Here is a 17,761-nt window from a genome sequence, read left to right as displayed (position 1 = left end):
ATTCATGTCTGAAGCCGCTCAAATGACAGTCTCGGATGAAGTTGCCATCCAGATTGAGAACATGAACAAATGGTACGGAACCTTTCACGTGCTGCGGGACATCGATCTGACGGTTTACCGAGGTGAACGGATCGTTATTGCGGGCCCATCCGGGTCGGGCAAATCAACGCTGATCCGCTGCATCAACGCACTGGAAGAACACCAAAAGGGTAAAATCACCGTGGACGGCACTGTGCTGTCCTCGGACATCAAGAACATCGACAAGATCCGGTCTGAGGTCGGCATGTGCTTTCAGCACTTCAACCTCTTTCCGCATCTGACGATCCTTGAGAACTGTACCCTCGCCCCAATCTGGGTTCGTAAGACGCCCAAGAAAGAGGCCGAGGAAATCGCGATGCATTTCCTGGAAAAGGTCAAGATCCCGGATCAGGCGAACAAGTACCCCGGTCAGCTGTCCGGTGGTCAGCAGCAGCGTGTGGCGATTGCCCGTTCGCTTTGCATGCGTCCGCGCATCATGCTGTTCGACGAACCGACTTCGGCGCTTGATCCCGAGATGATCAAGGAAGTTCTGGATACGATGGTGGAACTGGCCGAAGAAGGCATGACCATGCTGTGCGTTACGCACGAAATGGGTTTTGCCCGTCAGGTGGCCAACCGCGTGATCTTTATGGATGCGGGCCAGATCGTGGAACAGAACGAACCTGAAGAGTTCTTCAACAACCCGCAAAACGAGCGGACCAAGTTGTTCCTGAGCCAGATTCTCGGGCACTGATCCCAATATTAAACAACGAAATGGAAAGCGGCGCCGAATTTGGCGCCGCTTTTTCTTGTTCTATTCGAAGCCCATGCCGTTGTATTTGGCTACCAGCTTTTTGTAGTTATTGCTGCCGCCGGGGCCCTTTTCGACCAGTCCCCATTTGCCATTGGGTTCTTTGCCGCGAACGCGGCACCCACTGCCTGTGCATTTGATATGCAGTTGGAAACCGTCGGCGCGTGAAAATTTGCCTTCCCCGGCCATGGCCGGGCTTGCAAATGCCAAAAGGGCGATGGCGCCCAAGGTTGAAATCATCCTCAAAGAGTGTCCCTCCAATCAACAAACTCGCTTTTAACGCGATCAGTTTGGCGGCAACGCCTCAAGTTTGGCAAGACAAAGCTGAATGTTCAGGTCAATTCGCGGGGGACGATAAAATCAAGAACCCGGCCTGTTCCCGGTCGAATGTCTGACCAAGCGGCAACGTCAAATTCCACAACCAGTGTTGCGCAGGTTGGATAGTCGGAAAACCGGGGGTGATCTGGCGTCTGGTTGACAAGACTGTGGGCCAGCTCGGCGATTCCGGGATTGTGCCCGATCATCAAGACCGTATCGGCCGTCGCCTCAAACAAGGCGTCTAGCATAACCTCGGGTTCTGCCAGATACAGATCGTCGAGAAATCGGACCGTGGCATCACTGCCCAGCAGTGACCAGGTTTCGCGGGTTCGTTCGGCCGAAGAAACCAGCGCCTCTTGAGGATGGTGATTACGGGTAGCCAGCCACTCGGCTACCGCTGGCACACTTCTGCGCCCTCGCTTGTTCAGGGGACGATCCCGGTCAGACCGGTCAAAAGCCCAATCCGATTTCGCATGACGCATGAGAACGAGCCGTTTCATGGTCGTCACTCTCCCAGAAAGGCGGACATATGGAAAGCGGACTGTTCTGCCCTTCGGCCGAATTGCTGCGACACGGGACATGCGCGCCGGACAAGACAGCCATTCTTGCAGTCCTGCCCCTGCGGGCTGCGCATATACGCTTGGCACTTGGGGACATCATAGGGCTGTCCGGGTGCGAGAGCGCCCACAGGACAGGCGGTTTCGCAGGGCTTGGTCTCGCAGCTCAGACAGGGTTTGGGTGGGCTCTGAGGCAAGGCCACCGGGTAAGGTAATACAACTGCGCCACGGAAGCTGATGAACAGGCCAGCCGTGTCGTGAACCAGCAAGCCTGTCGGCGAAGGATGCGCCCGGCTGGTGGCCTCGGCCCAACGAATGAATGGTGCATAGGGCGGCCCGTCATAGGGGAAGACGGCGTCCCCGCCCCAGTGGTTGGCAAGTGCGCCAATAACCCGTTTGGACCAGCGATCCAGCGGATGAGGCTCCCCATCCGTGTATTCACCAGACCCTTTGAAAACCTCCCAGAATGCGGGTTCATCTGGGCCAATCATGAGAACACAGGCAGCCCCTTCTGGCGCGGCATCAGCCGGCGTGGGGGCAAACCCGCCGTGGATCACCAGCGCCTGTGCAGCCGCATCGCGGGTCAGTTCATCCAGCGTCATTCTTCGCGGGGTGGAAGATTGGTTGCCCGGATCAGCGATCCTGAGCCATGAGCGGTAAAGAGTTCCAGCAAGCAGGCGTTGGGCACCCGTCCGTCAATGATGACCACGCCCCGAACGCCTTCGTAGATCGCCTTCAGCGCGGTTTCCGTCTTGGGGATCATGCCGCCAGCGATAACGCCGTCTTGCGTCATGCGCACCACTTCCTCGGGGGTCAGTTCGGTCACAACTTCACCCTCGGCGTTCTTGACGCCCGAAACGTCGGTCAACAGCAGCAGGCGATCAGCCCGAAGCGCACCAGCGATTGCGCCTGCAGCGGTGTCGCCGTTGACGTTGTAGGTTTCGTTTGCGCCGCGCCCTGTACCGACAGGAGCGACAACAGGGATAATACCAGCACCGAACAAATCATGCAGAACTTGCGTGTTGATCTGCGCTGGCTTGCCCACAAAGCCCAATTCCGGATCATCTGGCTCGCAGACCAAAAGAGCATCGTCTTTTCCGGACAAACCAACAGCTCGTCCGCCCTGATCCATGATCGCTTGAACGATGCGCTTGTTCACCAGACCGGTCAGCACCATTTCCACCACCTCGACGGTGGCTTGGTCGGTGACACGTTTGCCGCGCACAAATTCGCTCTTGATGTTCAGGCGGCCAAGCAGATCGTTGATCATTGGGCCGCCGCCATGCACCACCACAGGGTTAACCCCGACCTGGCGCATCAGCACGATATCACGTGCGAATTCGGCCATGGCCGCATCGTCACCCATTGCGTTACCGCCAAACTTCACGACAACCACAGCGCCGGAATAACGCTGCATGAAGGGCAGGGCTTCGGAAAGTGTCCGGGCGGTCTCTAACCAGTTCTTGTTCATGTCTTGCTGTCTCATCGGATCCTCGGGGCGGCGCGTTGCGTCACAATGGCGGTCGCACGGGGTCTAGTCCAGCCCGGCAATAATTGACCGCAACGTGGCGATGCCATCCCCTTTTTCACTGCTGGTGAGGACCAGTTCAGGGAAGGCTGCCGGATGTTTCGACAATTTCTCGCGGACCTGCGCGAGAACTTTGTCCATATCTTTCGCTTTGACCTTGTCGGCTTTCGTCAGAACCGCCTGAAAGGTTACGGCCGAGGTGTCCAGCAGTTTCATGATCTCTTCATCTACCGACTTGATCCCGTGCCGCGCATCGATCAGGACAAAGGCCCGCCGAAGCGATACGCGACCAGCCAGATAGCGTTTGAGAAGCGCCTGCCACTTTTCGACAACCGAAACAGGAGCATTGGCAAAACCATAGCCGGGCAAGTCCACGAGATAATGGCTTTGGCCCAATGTGAAAAAGTTGATTTCCTGTGTCCGCCCCGGCGTGTTCGAGGCCCGAGCAAGTCCCTTGCGGCCTGTCAGCGCGTTGATCAAACTTGATTTGCCCACGTTTGAACGCCCGGCAAAGCAGACTTCAACGCGGTCCGCATCCGGCAGGCCATCCATAGCGACCACGCCCTTGAGAAAATCGACCTCACCCACAAAAAGCTTGCGGGCCTGCTCTGTTGTCGCCTCGTCCGCGTCTTCGGATAGAGGAAAAGATAGCTGTGTCATGCCATCACCAATGTGTCGCCCAATGCGATCGTGCCGTCTGTGACCACGCGCAACCCGACTGTAAAGTCAGTGTGCCCATAGTGTTCCAGAATGGACAGCAGATCCGCATCGCGGCGTCCGGTTTCAGGGTTCGCTGCGGTCGCTTCGCAACGGTCTATACGTTTGTAGGCTTCCAGCTCGGCGGTGCCCAGCCTGAAGCGTTGGCCAACCAGATCGAACTCTTCCCAAGGGGCGAGGCCATCAACCCAGATGTTGCAACGCCATCTATGCATGGACAAAGAGCGGCCCGCCCGCGCCTCGACGATGCGATGTGATTTGGTGCTGCCAAGTGTCAAAGACGGATCTGAGGTGTCTGTCATCCCGCGGCCGCGCGGCGCGCGCACGATCCGCTTTGGCGCGGCGCGCCCTTCTGCAATCAGGGGGCTCAGCCATTCGATCAGCGCTGCTTCGTCCCGATCAGGGTTCACGGAAATGGAAGGGCGGTTGGGGTGCGTCAGGTGCAAAAGATCACCTTCCGTGCGGGCCTCGACAGCCATCAGTAGCGGCGAAGATGCTGCCCGCACGAAACCGACACAGCGGCTCCATTCGAGATCGTTTGCTTTGGATGCTTCATGCGCGACCGCCCAAATACGATCACCGGGCATTGTCTGCCCGGCGATCAGTTTGACGTTGTCCACGCTCTCTCGTCCGACTGCTTTAATTGGATGCCGCCAGAGAGAGGTGACAGTTACGGTCATTTCTTGCCTTTTGGCTTGGAGTCCTTGTTTGCCGGAGCCCCATCCTGAACAGACTTTTTAAAGCTGGATCTGATGTTCCCCAGAATGTCCGGGGTGTAGCCCTGGCTGCGCATAATCAGATATTGCTGCGAGAACGTAATGACGTTGTTCGCAATCCAGTAAACCACAAGACCACTGGCAAAGCCGCCCAGCATGAACATGAAGACCCAAGGCATCCAGGCAAAGATCATCTGCTGTGTTGGATCGGTTGGGGCCGGGTTCAGCTTTTGCTGAAGCCACATCGAAACACCCAGAAACAGCGGCAGAATACCGATAAAGATCAGCGCCATCAGGCTGCCTGGTTCGGGCGATGCCCAAGGCAGCAGACCGTAGAAGTTGAAGATCGAGGTCGGGTCTGGCGCACTGAGGTCCTGAAACGGGCCAAGCCACGGTGCGTGACGCAACTCCAACGTGACGAAAATCACCTTGTAGAGCGAGAAGAAGATCGGGATCTGCAAAAGAATGGGCAAACAGCCGGAGGCCGGATTGACCTTTTCCTTTTTGTACAGCGCCATCATTTCCTGCTGCAACTTCTGGCGGTCGTCGCCAGCGCGCTCTTTGATTTTCTCCATTTCCGGCTGAAGTTCTTTCATCTTGGCCATGGAGACATAGGATTTGAACGCAAGCGGCAGGAGGATGGCCTTGATCAGAAGGGTCAGGCCAATGATCGCCCAGCCCATGTTTCCAATCCATGCATTGAGATAGTGCAGCACGGCAAAGATCGGCTTTGTCAGGAAGAAGAACCAACCCCAGTCGATGCTGTCGAGGAACCGGTCAACGCCGCCTTTTTCGATGGCACGGATGGTTTCCCATTCCTTGGCGCCCGCGAACAGCTGCGTGGTGACCTGCTGCGTTTCGCCCTGCGCCAGCTGCACCGTCGGCAAGACAGCCTCTGTCTGAAAAATGCCCCGACGGTCATCATATTTTGCGACCTGCTTGAAGGCACTGCCCGGAGCAGGGATCAGGGTGGTCATCCAGTAGTGATCCGTAAAGCCGATCCAGCCATTTTCGGCAACCTGCGTCACCTCGGCGCGCGCGCCTTCGGATGGGACAACCGAGAAATCAGGCATGTCATCGTAGTCAATTTCGGCCAGCGTGCCGTCGGCCATGGCCACGACGCCTTCGTGCAGGATGAAAAAGTTCTTCAGATCGGCCGGTTCGCCATGACGGGCGATCACACCATATGGCGCAAGCGACACAGTGCCGCCAGCGGTGTTCTCGACGCCTTGGGTTACCGAAAAGAGATAATCTTCGTCAATTTCGACCGTGCGGGTAAAGGTCAGGCCTGCGGGGCTTTCCCATGTCAGAACGACCGGGCTTCCGACACCCAGCGTTGCAGCGGCATCAGCGGTCCAAAGCGTATTCGCACCCGGAACATCATCCAGCGTCAGACCGGCACCCGGCGCCCAGCCGTAAAGTGCGTAGTAGGGCGTCTGGCTGCCGACAGGATCGAGGATTTGAACAATGTCTGAATCCTGGTCCACGGAAACGCGATAGTCCTTGAGACGCAAATCGTCGATCCGGCCACCGATGAGAGAGATCGACCCTTCCAGACGGTCCGTGTTGATGTCGACGCGCGGAGCATCAGCGATCTCTTCGGCGGCTTCAGCGGCGGTGCCTGTGGCGGCGCCCGGTGCAGCAGCGGGTCCGGTCGCGACAGCCTCGCCTGTTGCGGCATCGACCGCAACCGGGACTTCTGCGTTGGGATCAATGGCCTCGGGTTCCGGAGGTGGAAACAAGAGGAACCACACCAGAATGACAGCAAATGACAATGCCGTTGCGAGAAGCAGGTTCTTGTTCTGATCGTCCATGGGGGCGTCGCTTTTTCCTTTGGAAGACTCCGCAGGGTTCAAACGTCCTGAGGACCAAAGGTCAAGCGGATTCGGGCAATTCGGGCCTATGTGCGGGTTTGTGGAGCAGCTGTTTGCCCGTTGGTGCCGCCCGCGGGGAGATCCTTTGCGATACGGGCTGCAACGCTTTGGTGCGTCAGCTTGCGTCGCGACCCAGTTTTCGGGCTTGTTTGATTTTGTCTTCGTGAGCGCTGGCCCAGTCGATCACGTTGTCCGATGGCATTGGACGCGCAATGCCGTAGCCCTGCACATGATCGCACCCGAGTTGCGACAGCAAGGCATGTTCCCCTACGCTTTCGACGCCTTCAGCCAGTGTTTGCAGACCCAGCCGGTCCGCCAATCCCAGCACCGCTGCCAGCATACGGCGTTGGTCTTCGTCGCGATCGATCCGCGTGACAAAGCTGCGATCAATTTTCAGACGATGAACCTGAAATCGGCGCAGGGCGTTGATCGATGCGTGACCAGTTCCGAAATCGTCCAGATCAATTTGACACCCGAGTTTGGAAAGAGCGGTGATATTGCGCGCGACGATCCCGTCGGGCGAACTTGCGATCACGGTCTCCAACACTTCGATCACCAATCGTTGCGGCGTCAGACCAAAGCGGTCCAATTCCCACTTGATCCGTTCAACAAGGTTTGGATCCCGCAGTTCAACATCTGAAAAGTTCACACTGATCCTGGGAACGTCGATGCCGGCTTTGTCCCAGCTTCTCAGCGCGGTCAGGCTGTGTTGAAGAATAACCTCGCTTAGCCGGTTCATCTGGCCCGACTGCTCGAGGCAGCGCAAGAACTGCGCCGGGGCCACAATGCCGCGTTCAGGGTGAATCCATCTTGCAAGCGCTTCAGCGCCGCTGATGGCACCGGTCGACGTGCAAAGCTGTGGCTGGAACCATGGCTGTATCTGCCCGTTCATCAGGGCCTTTTCCACTTCACCCAAGAGCGACTTCTGCGCCTTGTGTGCTGCATTCATTTTGTCGGACCACGCGCGCAAGGCCGATGGCCCGTTTGCCGCAGCTTCGGTCAACGCTACGGCAGCGGCTTCGTAGATGTCCTGCCCTGTAGCGTTGCTGGGCAATCGCGTGCTGCTGCAGAACCCGATGCAGGCCGATACATATTGCATCGTGTTTTCCACCGATGCCGGTTCTTCAATGCCTGATTGCAATCGGGCGCACATCTGCAACATCGCTTCTAGGTCCAGTCGCAAAGAGGATCCAAGCAAGACAAGAAACCGATTTTCGCCAATCCTCATGGCCCGATCGTCCCGCCGCAGCATGTTTCTCAACCGGGTCAGAGTCAGATCACGCATTGTTTCAGCGGCGGTCTCTCCTCCGCGTTGTGAAACATCATCCAGCCCCTGAACTTCGATCAGGATACAGCCCGCTGAAAGGTTGCTGTCCCGCGCATCATCCAGAACGGATTGGGCCATATCGCAGGCGGTTTTCTTGTTGACCACGTCAGGTTGCGGCAACCGCGTTGAGATCGACGAACGGTCAGTGGGCCCTCCTCCGGCGAACAAATACAAGAGTGGTAACCCCAATGCGACGGCGATCAACATCGGTTCGCCGCCCAGCCAGAACGCCGCCAGCGCCATTGCAGGCAGGAATGCCAATGCCTGCGGTCCCAGAAATGTTTTGCGGAACAGTCTGCGTACCGTACCGAATTCGCCCAGGAATGTCGGCTTCATCTGTGTAACCCTCATCAGTTCTGACGAGGAGCCTAGGAGAAAGAAGTAACAGGGCTCTTAATGGATATGTAGAATGTTCTAGTCTTGTTCAGCGTCTATTTGCCGGGTCAATCCTGCAAAATCGAATAGCTTTGGGTCCAGCATATGCGAGGGCCTGATATTCATCAGTGACCGGAACATCACCTGACGGCGTCCAGGGCTGTTCTTTTCCCAAGTGTCTAGAATTTGTTTGACCTGCTGTCGCTGAAGACCGTCCTGGGATCCACATAGATCACAGGGGATAATCGGGTAATTCATCGCCTGCGCGAACTTTTCACAATCGATTTCCGCAACATGGGCCAGAGGCCGATACACAAACAGGTCGCCCTCTTCGTTCACCAGCTTTGGTGGCATCGTTGCCAGACGGCCCCCGTGGAAGAGGTTCATGAAGAATGTTTCGAGAATGTCGTCGCGATGGTGACCCAGTACAACTGCCGAGCAGCCTTCCTCGCGTGCGATACGGTACAGGTTTCCGCGTCTCAATCGCGAACAAAGTGCACAGAAGGTCCGGCCCTCAGGGACTTTGTCCATAACGATTGAATAGGTGTCCTGATACTCGATCCGGCTGGGAACCCCCATTTTGTCGAGAAACTCGGGCAATACGGTGGCCGGAAAGCCCGGCTGGCCCTGATCCAGATTGCAGGCAAGCAGGTCAACGGGAAGAAGACCGCGCCATTTCAACTCGTGCAGGACTGCAAGCAATGTGTAGCTGTCCTTGCCGCCGGACAGGCAAACAAGCCAGCGCGCACCGGGTTCCACCATGCCGTATTGTTCGATCGCCTCGCGTGCATTCTGCACGATCCGTTTGCGAAGCTTCTTGAACTCGGTCGTTTTGGGAGCGCCGAAAAAGAGCGGGTGTATGTCATCTGCGTCATCAAGCATGGGCTGTCCCTAAGCGATGCGGGGCATTGGATCAATCAGGTACGTTATCGACACCCGAACCACCCCAAGGGTGACACCGGAACACGCGCCGCGCCGCAAGCCATGTTCCTTTGAACCCACCGTGCTTCTCCAACGCTTCCATCGCGTAGGCGGAGCAGGTCGGCTGATATCTGCAGCCGTGGCCCACCCATGGGCTAAACACGAGCCGGTAGAACCGAACTGGCAGAGCCATCACCTGCGCAAAGAGGGTCATGTCTGCGCCCCATGGATTTTCTTGAGAGCGCGGTTCAGATCGGCACGCATTTTGGCAAAGTCTTCGCTGATTGTTCGGTCCGCGCGCCCCACCAGAACATAGTCCCAGCCCGGCAACCCGGCCCGGGGCAGTTCTGCGCGGGCGATTTCTCGCAGTCGGCGTTTGGCCCGATTGCGGATTACCGCATTTCCGACCTTCTTGGAGCAGGTGAACCCGACGCGCAGACCGCCGGGTTCCGTTTCATCCCGTTTGCGAGCCTGAAGCAGAAAAGCACCGCATGGCACCCGTTTGGCCCGGGCAGCACGCAGGAAATCCGATCGGTTCTGCAAAACGACCAAAGGTAAAAGGGCCGCCGCGGAATCAACCGGGGCGGCCTTTAAGGTCGTGTCATCACGCTCCGCCTTTGGCGAAGCGGCCAAGATCAGGCGCTCAGGCTCTTGCGGCCACGAGCGCGGCGCGCGTTCAGAATCTTGCGGCCTGCCTTGGTGGCCATGCGCGCACGGAATCCGTGGCGACGCTTGCGAACCAGGTTCGATGGCTGAAATGTGCGTTTCATCGCGGCTACTCCATGACATTGGCCGCCCGAAATTCGGATTCGCGCAGCCAGTGGTGTTCGAAGCCCGTGCTATAGGGGGGGCTGGAACGCATGTCAAACGGGAAGGCAGCAAGAATTGCAACATTTCTCGGCTTGATTGGGGGTGCAAATGTTTCAGTCCTGACATCAGAGCCCACTTTTTTCACGTCAGAACACACCGGCGATCAAGCGGCCGTGATCTGACTGTTGCAGCATGGGCGGCGCACTCATGTTCTGGTCTAGTACAACGCAACCGAAAGCCCCAGAGCCCATGACCCAAATGACTGATGCACCTGATCCCGGCCTGAAAAGGCACCTTCCGCTGATTGCCATCCTGACGGTGGCTGTGATCGGCTTTTTCACACTGCGAGATTATCTGACTTTTGACACGCTGAGTCAGAATCGCGAATGGCTGCTGAACTATCGCGACAATCACTACGTGCTGATGGTTGCTGCATTCGTTGCGGTCTATTTCCTGATCGTCGCCTTTTCACTGCCCGGCGCTGCGGTTGCCTCGGTCACAGGTGGTTTTCTGTTCGGTCTGTGGGCCGGGACGGCTTTTAACGTCATCGCGGCTACATTGGGGGCTGTGGCCATTTTCCTCGCTGCACGTGCTGGTTTGGGCAAAACGCTTGCGGCCAAGATGGACGCGTCCGAAGGACGTCTGCGCAGCCTGAAAGAGGGGCTTCGCGAAAACGAAATCAGCATGCTCTTTCTGCTGAGGCTGGTTCCAGTTGTGCCGTTCTTTGTTGCAAACCTCGTGCCGGCTTTGGTGGGGGTAAAGCTGCGCAATTTCGTTTGGACAACGGCCTTGGGCATCATTCCGGGTGGGATCGTCTTTACTTCGATCGGTGTAGGTCTTGGTGAAGTGTTTGACCGTGGCGAGACGCCTGACCTGTCATTGCTCTGGGCGCCCCATGTCATTGGCCCGATCCTCGGTCTTGCCGCTCTGGCTGCCCTTCCAATCGTCATCAAAGCCATTCGCGGCAAAAAGGAAATCTGAGCCATGGAAACGATCAAAACCGATCTTCTGATCATCGGCGCAGGGTCTGGCGGCTTGTCCGTCGCAGCAGGCGCAAGCCAAATGGGTGCGGATGTGGTCATGCTGGAAGGCCACAAAATGGGCGGAGACTGCCTGAACTATGGCTGTGTTCCTTCCAAGGCGCTGATCGCGTCCGGAAAGACGGCCTATACGATGTCCCATGCTGCGCCCTATGGCGTTGGCGATGTTGTCCCTCAGGTGGATTATGCTGCGGCAAAGGACCATGTCGGCGACGTGATCGACACAATCGCCCCGGTCGACAGCCAGGAACGGTTCGAAGGCTTTGGTGTCAGGGTTATTCGTGAATTCGGCCGCTTCGTGTCTGAAACTGAAGTTGAAGCAGGCAATTATCGTATCAGTGCACGGCGCATCGTAATCGCAACAGGATCGTCACCCTTCGTGCCGCCAATTCCGGGGTTGGATCAGGTGCCATATCTGACCAACGAATCATTGTGGGAATTGCGGGAACGTCCCGACCATCTGCTTGTGATTGGCGGGGGGCCGATCGGAATGGAAATGGCGCAGGCCCATAGGCGTCTGGGTAGTCAGGTGACGGTGATTGAAGGCGCAAAAGCGCTGGGCAAGGACGATCCCGAAATGGCCGAAGTGGTTCTCGGGTCGCTACGCGGTGAAGGGATCGAGATCGCCGAAGACGCGTTGGCCAAAGAAGTGCGCGGCACAGATGGTGCGATTGAGGTCGAAACACAGGACGGGCGCGTGTTCAAAGGCAGCCATGTTCTGGTCGCCGTCGGTCGCAAGGCCAATACCGATACGCTCGACCTCGACAAAGCGGGTATAAAAACGACCCGGACTGGCATTCAGGTGGATGACAGTTTGAAGACCACCAACAAACGCGTCTACGCCATCGGTGATGCCGCAGGCGGTCTGCAATTCACCCATGTTGCAGGATATCACGCAGGCATCGTCATTCGTTCGGCCCTGTTTGGACTGCCCGCTAAGGCCAAAACCGATCACATTCCCTGGGCGACCTATACGCAGCCAGAACTGGCACAAGTCGGCCTGACCGAGGCGCAGGCCAAGAAGGAGCATGGCATCAAACTTGAGGTGCACCGGTTCCACTACAGCCATAACGACCGGGCTATTGCCGAACGAAAGACCAAGGGCCTGATCAAGGTCATGGTGGTCAAAGGTAAACCGGTTGGCGTGTCCATAGCCGGGCATCAGGCCGGCGAATTGATCAATCTGTGGTCCTTGGTGATCGCCAACGGCCTGAAGATGTCGCATGTCTCCAACATGGTTTCCCCGTACCCTACGATCGGAGAGCTTAACAAACGTGTTGCAGGCGCCTATTTTTCGCCCAGACTGTTCGAAAACGAGACAGTGAAAAAAGTGGTCCGCTTTGTTCAGCGCTGGCTGCCGTAACCAGGACGCAGAATGCATAACTCTCTTTCCGGCCGTTTCCTGATACTCACGACGATTTTCGTGATGCTGGCAGAAGTGCTGATCTTTGTGCCGTCGATTGCGCGGTTCAGAGAGGACTATCTGCTGAATCGGTTGGAAAGAGCGCAGATTGCGTCTTTGGCACTGTTGGCTGACGACATGCTTAGCCCTGAGCTTGAGTCCGAGCTTTTGGAAAACGCAGGGGTTTTCAACGTTGTTTTGCGGCGCGACGAGATCAGGCAGCTGGTCTTGTCGTCACCGATGCCGGGCGAAATCACCAGCACCTATGATCTGCGGGACGCTCAGGCATGGGTGCTGATTGGTGATGCCATGGTCCGTTTGTCAAAACCCGAAGCGGAAATGATCCGGGTCATTGGAAACCCGTTTCAGGAAGCCGGCGATCTGGTGGAAGTTACGATGGACACCAAGGAACTGCGCGCAGCCATGCTGGACTATGGTTTGCGTATTCTCGTTTTGTCGGCTGTCATTTCGATCTTCACCGCTGTTCTGCTGTTCCTCGCCGTTCGCAATTTTCTGGTTAAGCCCATCAAGGGCGTGGTGGGCCATATGCAGGGCTATGCCTTGGCCCCCGAGGATGCCAACCGAATTATCCAACCTTCGGCCTCTGTGCGTGAACTGCGCGAGGCCGAGGACGCGCTGCAGTCTCTTCAGACACAGTTGACGCAAGCGCTGCGCCAAAAGGAACGTCTGGCCCAGCTGGGTGGCGCTGTCGCTCGGGTCAGTCACGACCTTCGCAATATCCTGACCTCGGCGCAGCTCTTTACGGACCGGATAGAAATGTCTGAGGATCCGACCGTAAAGCGTATGGCCCCCAAACTGGTCAATTCCATCACGCGCGCCGTCTCGCTCTGCGAAAGCACGTTGGCTTTCGGTAAGGCGGAAGAGCCAGCCCCAGTTCTGACCCGGTTCAACTTTGCTGAAATGGTCAACGAAGTGTTCGAGGCCGAGCGGCTTGCTATCGGAAATGCAGACATCAGCCTTAGTGAAGATGTCCCTGCCGGTCTGATGCTTCGCGGGGATCCGGAGCAGTTGTATCGCGCCATTGCCAATCTTGTTCGCAACGCCCGGCAGGCCATCATCGCCACAGGCAAACCAGGAGAGATTAGTGTGTCTGCCCTCAGCGCCGACGACGCGTGGGAGATCCGGGTTTCAGACACTGGGCCGGGTTTGCCACCCAAAGCGCGGGAACATCTGTTCCAGCCGTTTCAGGGCGGTGTCCGAAAGGGTGGAACCGGCCTCGGTCTAGCAATTGTCTCGGAACTGGTGCGCGGTCATGGCGGTGTTCTGGAGCTTGAAAGCAGTGATGACGCCGGGACCGTCTTTGCGATCCGGTTGCCAATGAACGCGACGGACTGATTTTCAGCATTTGCCTCTTGCATCGCTCAGCCGCGAACGATAAATGCCCTCCTCACGGACCGATAGCTCAGCTGGATAGAGTACCTGACTACGAATCAGGGGGTCGGGGGTTCGAATCCTCCTCGGTCCGCCACCACCACATTTCCCCAGATTTTACATGATCGCGAAAGATAACCTAAGACTTAGGTTTCATAAGGTTTATTCGCTGCCTTGGTTTTCTTTGCGTTTTGTTGGATCGCACCTATACTCTTTCACTGTGTGGTACTGAATGTGGTATTTATGGCGGCGCTGGGCGGCAAGCTAACAAAGAAGCTGGTGGAGAATCTTGGGCCGGGGCGGCATGGCGACGGGTCGGGCCTCTATTTGGTGGTCGATCCATCGGGTGCGCGGCGCTGGATTGTTCGTGTCACCGTTAAAGGCCAGCGCAACAAAAAAGGCGCTCCGCTGCGCACCGACTTTGGCTTGGGCGGTGCAGATGTAGTTACACTCAATCAAGCCCGCGAGCGCGCGTTGGAATATCGCCGGATGGCCAAGTCGGGCCTAAATCCTCGCTTCAATGCAAAGCGCGAAGTGCCGACCTTTGAAGAACTCAGCCAGCAAGTCCATATCGACCGCTTGCCCACCTGGAAAAACGCCAAGCACGGCCAGCAATGGCTCAACACTCTGCGCGACTATGCCTTTCCCAAAATTGGACGGATGCCTGTCGATAGCATTGGCCAGCCCGAAGTGCTGATGTGCTTGTCACCTATTTGGACCAGCAAACACGAAACTGCCAAACGCCTCGCACAGCGCATCAAGGCGGTGCTGGATGTGGCCAAGTCAAAGGGGTTCCGAGCAGGCGAGAACCCTGTGGCTACAATCCGCGATAGCGACGTTCTCCCCAAGGTAAAGGTCAAGGTGAAACACCATGACGCAATGCCGTGGCGCGATGTGCCAGCCTTCTATGCGGAACTGGCGGGGCGCACGGCCACTGCGGCCAAAGCGCTGCAATTCACCATCTTGACCGCTTGTCGAACGTCCGAAGTGCTCGAGGCACGCTGGGAAGAATTTGATTTTGACACCCGCGTATGGAACCTTCCGGCGGAGCGGATGAAAGCGGGCGCGGAACACCGCGTACCGCTGACGGATGAAATGCTTGCGATACTGAAGCCATTGCGCGTGATGGCGTCTGAATTTGTATTTGAGGGCCAGAAGCGCCACCAGCCTCTGTCCAATATGTCGATGCTCATGCTGTTGCGCCGGATGGGGCGCGAGGGGTTCACCATACACGGCTTTAGGAGTTCCTTCCGCGATTGGGCCTCAGAGGCGGCAGGCGCGCCGCGAGAGGTCGCAGAGGCGGCACTGGCGCATCAGGTCGGGTCTGAGGTCGAGCGGGCCTATGCGCGGTCTGACATGCTGGAGCGGCGACGGGAGTTGATGGAAGGGTGGACGCTTGCGGTTTCAGATATTCCAGAGGAAAAGGTTTGCTGACACCTCCCAACTTTATTCCTCTGACCACAGTGATGGATGTTGCAAAAGCTGAACTTCGGCCTTTCATGAAAGAGTTCCTTTTGGAGTGCGCGTCCAGTGATGCCGATGTTCAAAAGAAAATTTCTTTAGGCAGTCCCATGGACTACGCGTTCTTTGCAGTGGCCGAGCTTATCCAAGCCGACCTATACGCCTTTAAACCGTTTCAAAATTTGGTGCAGGTTCACTCCCGTGAAATCTTTTTGGATACCTTGTGGCTTGGCGGCCTCGGCTATCCGGGGTCGCTTGCAAGAAAGGATTCCGACATTTTTGATGAAAAATTGATAGAGGACTTTCAAATCGGCTGCTTTCCCGATGATTTCTATCAAGTTGAAGGTTGGACCAACATGTTGGGTTGTAGTTCAGACGGACCCATTTCTGAGGCGATGTTGGCAGCTGCGAACCAAGCCGCGTCTTCAAGGGGGTACCTCCGAGTTCCTCGCTTTGTGGCGACGAGAACTGGCAAGTTAGATTTGAGGCTCTTCGAATTCTGCGAAGAGAATTATGGCGCTGGGTTCACTAGACTGGGCAATTCTACACGAAGCCGTCAGTTGGCTGACGAACTACGCGTATTGGATGGTAGCTATATATGCATTCCCGAAAATGTGGCGGATGGGGCAAGAAGTTACTTTGCGGATCGCGGTCGAGACATTTTCACAGACTACGAAACACATAAAAATCAGGTTGGCAGACCACGCAAGCAAGAGGATGCAGCAAACGCTTATCATCAGTGTTTTCCAAGTGGACACAATGCCAAAGGATTATCTTGGAAAGAAGCTCGAGCCCAAGTGGAGCGCGCGATGGGACAAACAGTTGACGTCGACACAATAAAGAGGGGGCTCGGAAAAAAGAAATAAGGTTGGGCAAAACTCGCTACTGATTGCTTTGTTCAGCAGAAAATTGGGGCAAAAAGACGGCTTAGGGTTTTGCCTATTTTGCCTGTCTGTCCTGAAAGCCTGAAGCGGGCAAGCTTAAGCCATCGCAACTAATCTTAAAAAAGGACTTGCAGATGGCGACTATCTACAATCATGACCGCATCTACTTCCCAGAAGACCCCGAACTTCGCGTTCTCGGCAGCGTGGAAAAACTCGCTCAATGGCGGCACCGCAATCGCGGGCCAGCTTTCATGCGCATCGGGCGGCGGATCGGATATCTCGGCTCCGACCTAAACGTCTACCTCAGCGCCCAGCGTGTCGACCCCAGCGAGGGCGCGAAATGAAAAGCCCCAACACGCAATCACGCGTCGGCGCTCTACGAGTGAAAGAGACTGCCACCCTAGCAAGTTTAGTGTCTGCCACGCGATGCCCGCACTCTTCGAGGGCGAACTGCCAGTGGTTTTGCCGGTGCCCATTGTCAAACTCTGTCGAACTTATCCTTATCTGCAAAGGGCAAATCACCCATGGTTGATCATTGGCGCTCCAACCAAACCCAGATTTTCTGGACCTGTAAAGCGCTTGCCCAAGGGCGCGTGATCACTCATCAAGACGAGATTGGCAAGGTGAACGGCTGGCGTTTAGGGGCCATCATCCACAAACTGAGGAAGCAGTATCATTGGTCCATCGCAACTGAGTATCGGGGCCAGGAAAACATCGCACACTATTCGTTGCTCGTAGGCTGCAAAAGACGGACGCTCGCGGTCCCTCCGTTCAAGTCAATGATGCGCGGCGACCATGCAGAGGTGATGCGACAAGTTTTCCAACCTTTCTACGGTGACAACGACAATGGGTAAATCTAAACGCAGAACGGAGGGGCAGTATGTGCCCCTCCCATACTCTTTCTTAAAGAGCGACGCGTGGCGGTCTCTAAGCGGTCCTGCCGCGCGAGTCTGGCTCGAATTGCACACGCGGTACAACGGAGGGAACAACGGTTCTCTATTGCTGTCCTACGCAGAAGCGAGTGAGTTACTAGGAATGGGCAAGGCGACCGTGGGACGGGCGTTCTCTGAATTGGTTGAAAAAGGGTTTTTGGCGCTTGAGCGGGAAGGGAACTGGTACAGCCGTCGCGCCCATGAATGGCGGTTGACCACCAAGCCGATGCAGCGGGCAAAGGGTAAAGAGCTACCATCCCACGATTGGCGTGAGTACAGCGGCCAAGAAAAAACAAAACTCGGTTCTCTTGCGGAACCGTCGCAAACCTCTGTGGTTCCGTTTGAGAACCCACCCGGCACGAGTGGTTCCAAACGAGAACCCGTCAGGCGAAAAAAAGGGAGACGCTTCGGTTCTGGATCGGCACACTAATACTAACCACTCAAGTATAGCCGCCTCTCACCCCTCATCGCCACAATCCAGAAAGAGCACCCCCGCCCAAAAATGTCGGGTGGGGGTCGGTCTACATGACCGCACCCTCGCGACTGTGTCTTTTAGTTTTGACCCAGCCCCCTGATCCGGGCCGTTCAGGTGTAGAATCCGTTCCTGTTTCTTTCTGTTGATATGTTTGCGGTCAAGGCCTGCTGAGCGGAGCCTTTGCGGAGCTCAAGCGAGGCAGG

Annotated in this window: 21 protein-coding genes and 1 tRNA gene; 10 read left to right on the top strand and 12 right to left on the bottom strand. The window is 56.6% G+C overall.

The window, feature by feature from the left end:
* The first annotated feature begins 4 nt into the window (after nt 1-4).
* Nucleotides 5-772 (top strand): amino acid ABC transporter ATP-binding protein, encoded by a 768-nt coding sequence (locus PFY00_RS00110; RefSeq protein ID WP_271430484.1) that lies wholly within the window; start codon nt 5-7, stop codon nt 770-772.
* 60 nt (nt 773-832) lie between these two features.
* Here PFY00_RS00110 and PFY00_RS00105 read toward each other — a convergent pair whose 3' ends face one another.
* From PFY00_RS00105 to rpmH, 12 genes are all read right to left on the bottom strand, one after another.
* The gene (locus tag PFY00_RS00105; protein ID WP_271430483.1) at nt 833-1,069 is read right to left on the bottom strand and encodes a hypothetical protein; all 237 of its coding nucleotides are present in this window, start codon (nt 1,067-1,069) and stop codon (nt 833-835) included.
* Nucleotides 1,070-1,161: 92 nt separating this feature from the next.
* Complete coding sequence (locus tag PFY00_RS00100; RefSeq protein WP_271430482.1) at nt 1,162-1,647, bottom strand: SixA phosphatase family protein; 486 nt, start codon at nt 1,645-1,647, stop codon at nt 1,162-1,164.
* A gap of 5 nt (nt 1,648-1,652) precedes the next feature.
* Nucleotides 1,653-2,306 carry a ferredoxin gene (locus tag PFY00_RS00095; protein WP_271430481.1) on the bottom strand — a complete coding sequence of 218 codons (654 nt, stop codon included), beginning with the start codon at nt 2,304-2,306 and terminating at the stop codon, nt 1,653-1,655.
* On the bottom strand, nt 2,303-3,190 hold the full coding sequence (gene argB, locus PFY00_RS00090) for an acetylglutamate kinase (RefSeq protein WP_271430480.1): 888 nt from the start codon (nt 3,188-3,190) through the stop codon (nt 2,303-2,305). Before argB ends, PFY00_RS00095 begins: the two co-directional genes overlap by 4 nt.
* A gap of 48 nt (nt 3,191-3,238) precedes the next feature.
* Complete coding sequence (gene yihA, locus PFY00_RS00085) at nt 3,239-3,892, bottom strand: ribosome biogenesis GTP-binding protein YihA/YsxC (RefSeq protein WP_271430479.1); 654 nt, start codon at nt 3,890-3,892, stop codon at nt 3,239-3,241.
* A complete protein-coding gene (locus PFY00_RS00080) occupies nt 3,889-4,629 on the bottom strand; it encodes an MOSC domain-containing protein (RefSeq protein WP_271430478.1) in 741 nt (246 codons plus the stop codon). The genes yihA and PFY00_RS00080 overlap by 4 nt, the downstream gene beginning before the upstream one ends.
* Complete coding sequence (gene yidC, locus PFY00_RS00075; RefSeq protein WP_271430477.1) at nt 4,626-6,479, bottom strand: membrane protein insertase YidC; 1,854 nt, start codon at nt 6,477-6,479, stop codon at nt 4,626-4,628. Before yidC ends, PFY00_RS00080 begins: the two co-directional genes overlap by 4 nt.
* Before the next feature lie 175 nt (nt 6,480-6,654).
* Nucleotides 6,655-8,202 (bottom strand): GGDEF domain-containing phosphodiesterase, encoded by a 1,548-nt coding sequence (locus PFY00_RS00070; protein WP_271430476.1) that lies wholly within the window; start codon nt 8,200-8,202, stop codon nt 6,655-6,657.
* 78 nt (nt 8,203-8,280) lie between these two features.
* Nucleotides 8,281-9,123, bottom strand: a complete 843-nt coding sequence (ttcA, locus tag PFY00_RS00065; protein ID WP_271430475.1) for a tRNA 2-thiocytidine(32) synthetase TtcA — start codon at nt 9,121-9,123, stop codon at nt 8,281-8,283.
* Nucleotides 9,124-9,154: 31 nt separating this feature from the next.
* Complete coding sequence (gene yidD, locus PFY00_RS00060) at nt 9,155-9,376, bottom strand: membrane protein insertion efficiency factor YidD (RefSeq protein WP_271430474.1); 222 nt, start codon at nt 9,374-9,376, stop codon at nt 9,155-9,157.
* A complete protein-coding gene (gene rnpA / locus PFY00_RS00055; protein WP_408648438.1) occupies nt 9,373-9,798 on the bottom strand; it encodes a ribonuclease P protein component in 426 nt (141 codons plus the stop codon). The genes yidD and rnpA overlap by 4 nt, the downstream gene beginning before the upstream one ends.
* Complete coding sequence (gene rpmH / locus PFY00_RS00050) at nt 9,798-9,932, bottom strand: 50S ribosomal protein L34 (RefSeq protein WP_012177012.1); 135 nt, start codon at nt 9,930-9,932, stop codon at nt 9,798-9,800. The genes rnpA and rpmH overlap by 1 nt, the downstream gene beginning before the upstream one ends.
* Nucleotides 9,933-10,221: 289 nt before the next feature.
* Here rpmH and PFY00_RS00045 point away from each other — a divergent pair, with 289 nt between their 5' ends.
* From PFY00_RS00045 to PFY00_RS00005, 9 genes are all read left to right on the top strand, one after another.
* Entirely contained in the window at nt 10,222-10,953 is a 732-nt protein-coding gene (locus tag PFY00_RS00045) for a TVP38/TMEM64 family protein (RefSeq protein ID WP_271430473.1), read from the top strand.
* 3 nt (nt 10,954-10,956) lie between these two features.
* The gene (locus tag PFY00_RS00040) at nt 10,957-12,375 is read left to right on the top strand and encodes a dihydrolipoyl dehydrogenase family protein (RefSeq protein ID WP_271430472.1); all 1,419 of its coding nucleotides are present in this window, start codon (nt 10,957-10,959) and stop codon (nt 12,373-12,375) included.
* Nucleotides 12,376-12,387: 12 nt separating this feature from the next.
* Nucleotides 12,388-13,770 carry a sensor histidine kinase gene (locus PFY00_RS00035; RefSeq protein ID WP_271430471.1) on the top strand — a complete coding sequence of 461 codons (1,383 nt, stop codon included), beginning with the start codon at nt 12,388-12,390 and terminating at the stop codon, nt 13,768-13,770.
* Nucleotides 13,771-13,826: 56 nt separating this feature from the next.
* Nucleotides 13,827-13,903 (top strand) — tRNA-Arg (locus tag PFY00_RS00030).
* A gap of 146 nt (nt 13,904-14,049) precedes the next feature.
* The gene (locus PFY00_RS00025; RefSeq protein WP_271430470.1) at nt 14,050-15,240 is read left to right on the top strand and encodes a tyrosine-type recombinase/integrase; all 1,191 of its coding nucleotides are present in this window, start codon (nt 14,050-14,052) and stop codon (nt 15,238-15,240) included.
* A gap of 65 nt (nt 15,241-15,305) precedes the next feature.
* Nucleotides 15,306-16,133: a hypothetical protein gene (locus tag PFY00_RS00020; protein ID WP_271430469.1), complete on the top strand. Its 828-nt coding sequence runs from the start codon at nt 15,306-15,308 to the stop codon at nt 16,131-16,133.
* 152 nt (nt 16,134-16,285) lie between these two features.
* Nucleotides 16,286-16,495, top strand: a complete 210-nt coding sequence (locus PFY00_RS00015) for a MerR family transcriptional regulator (RefSeq protein WP_271430468.1) — start codon at nt 16,286-16,288, stop codon at nt 16,493-16,495.
* Nucleotides 16,496-16,675: 180 nt separating this feature from the next.
* A complete protein-coding gene (locus tag PFY00_RS00010) occupies nt 16,676-17,005 on the top strand; it encodes a hypothetical protein (protein ID WP_271430467.1) in 330 nt (109 codons plus the stop codon).
* A 181-nt stretch (nt 17,006-17,186) separates the two neighbouring features.
* Entirely contained in the window at nt 17,187-17,513 is a 327-nt protein-coding gene (locus PFY00_RS00005) for a hypothetical protein (protein WP_271430466.1), read from the top strand.
* Nucleotides 17,514-17,761: the final 248 nt, after the last annotated feature.

Source organism: Thalassococcus lentus (assembly GCF_028023555.1).
In the GTDB taxonomy this organism is placed as follows: domain Bacteria; phylum Pseudomonadota; class Alphaproteobacteria; order Rhodobacterales; family Rhodobacteraceae; genus Thalassococcus_A; species Thalassococcus_A lentus.
This window is presented reverse-complemented; position numbering and strand designations above follow the sequence as displayed.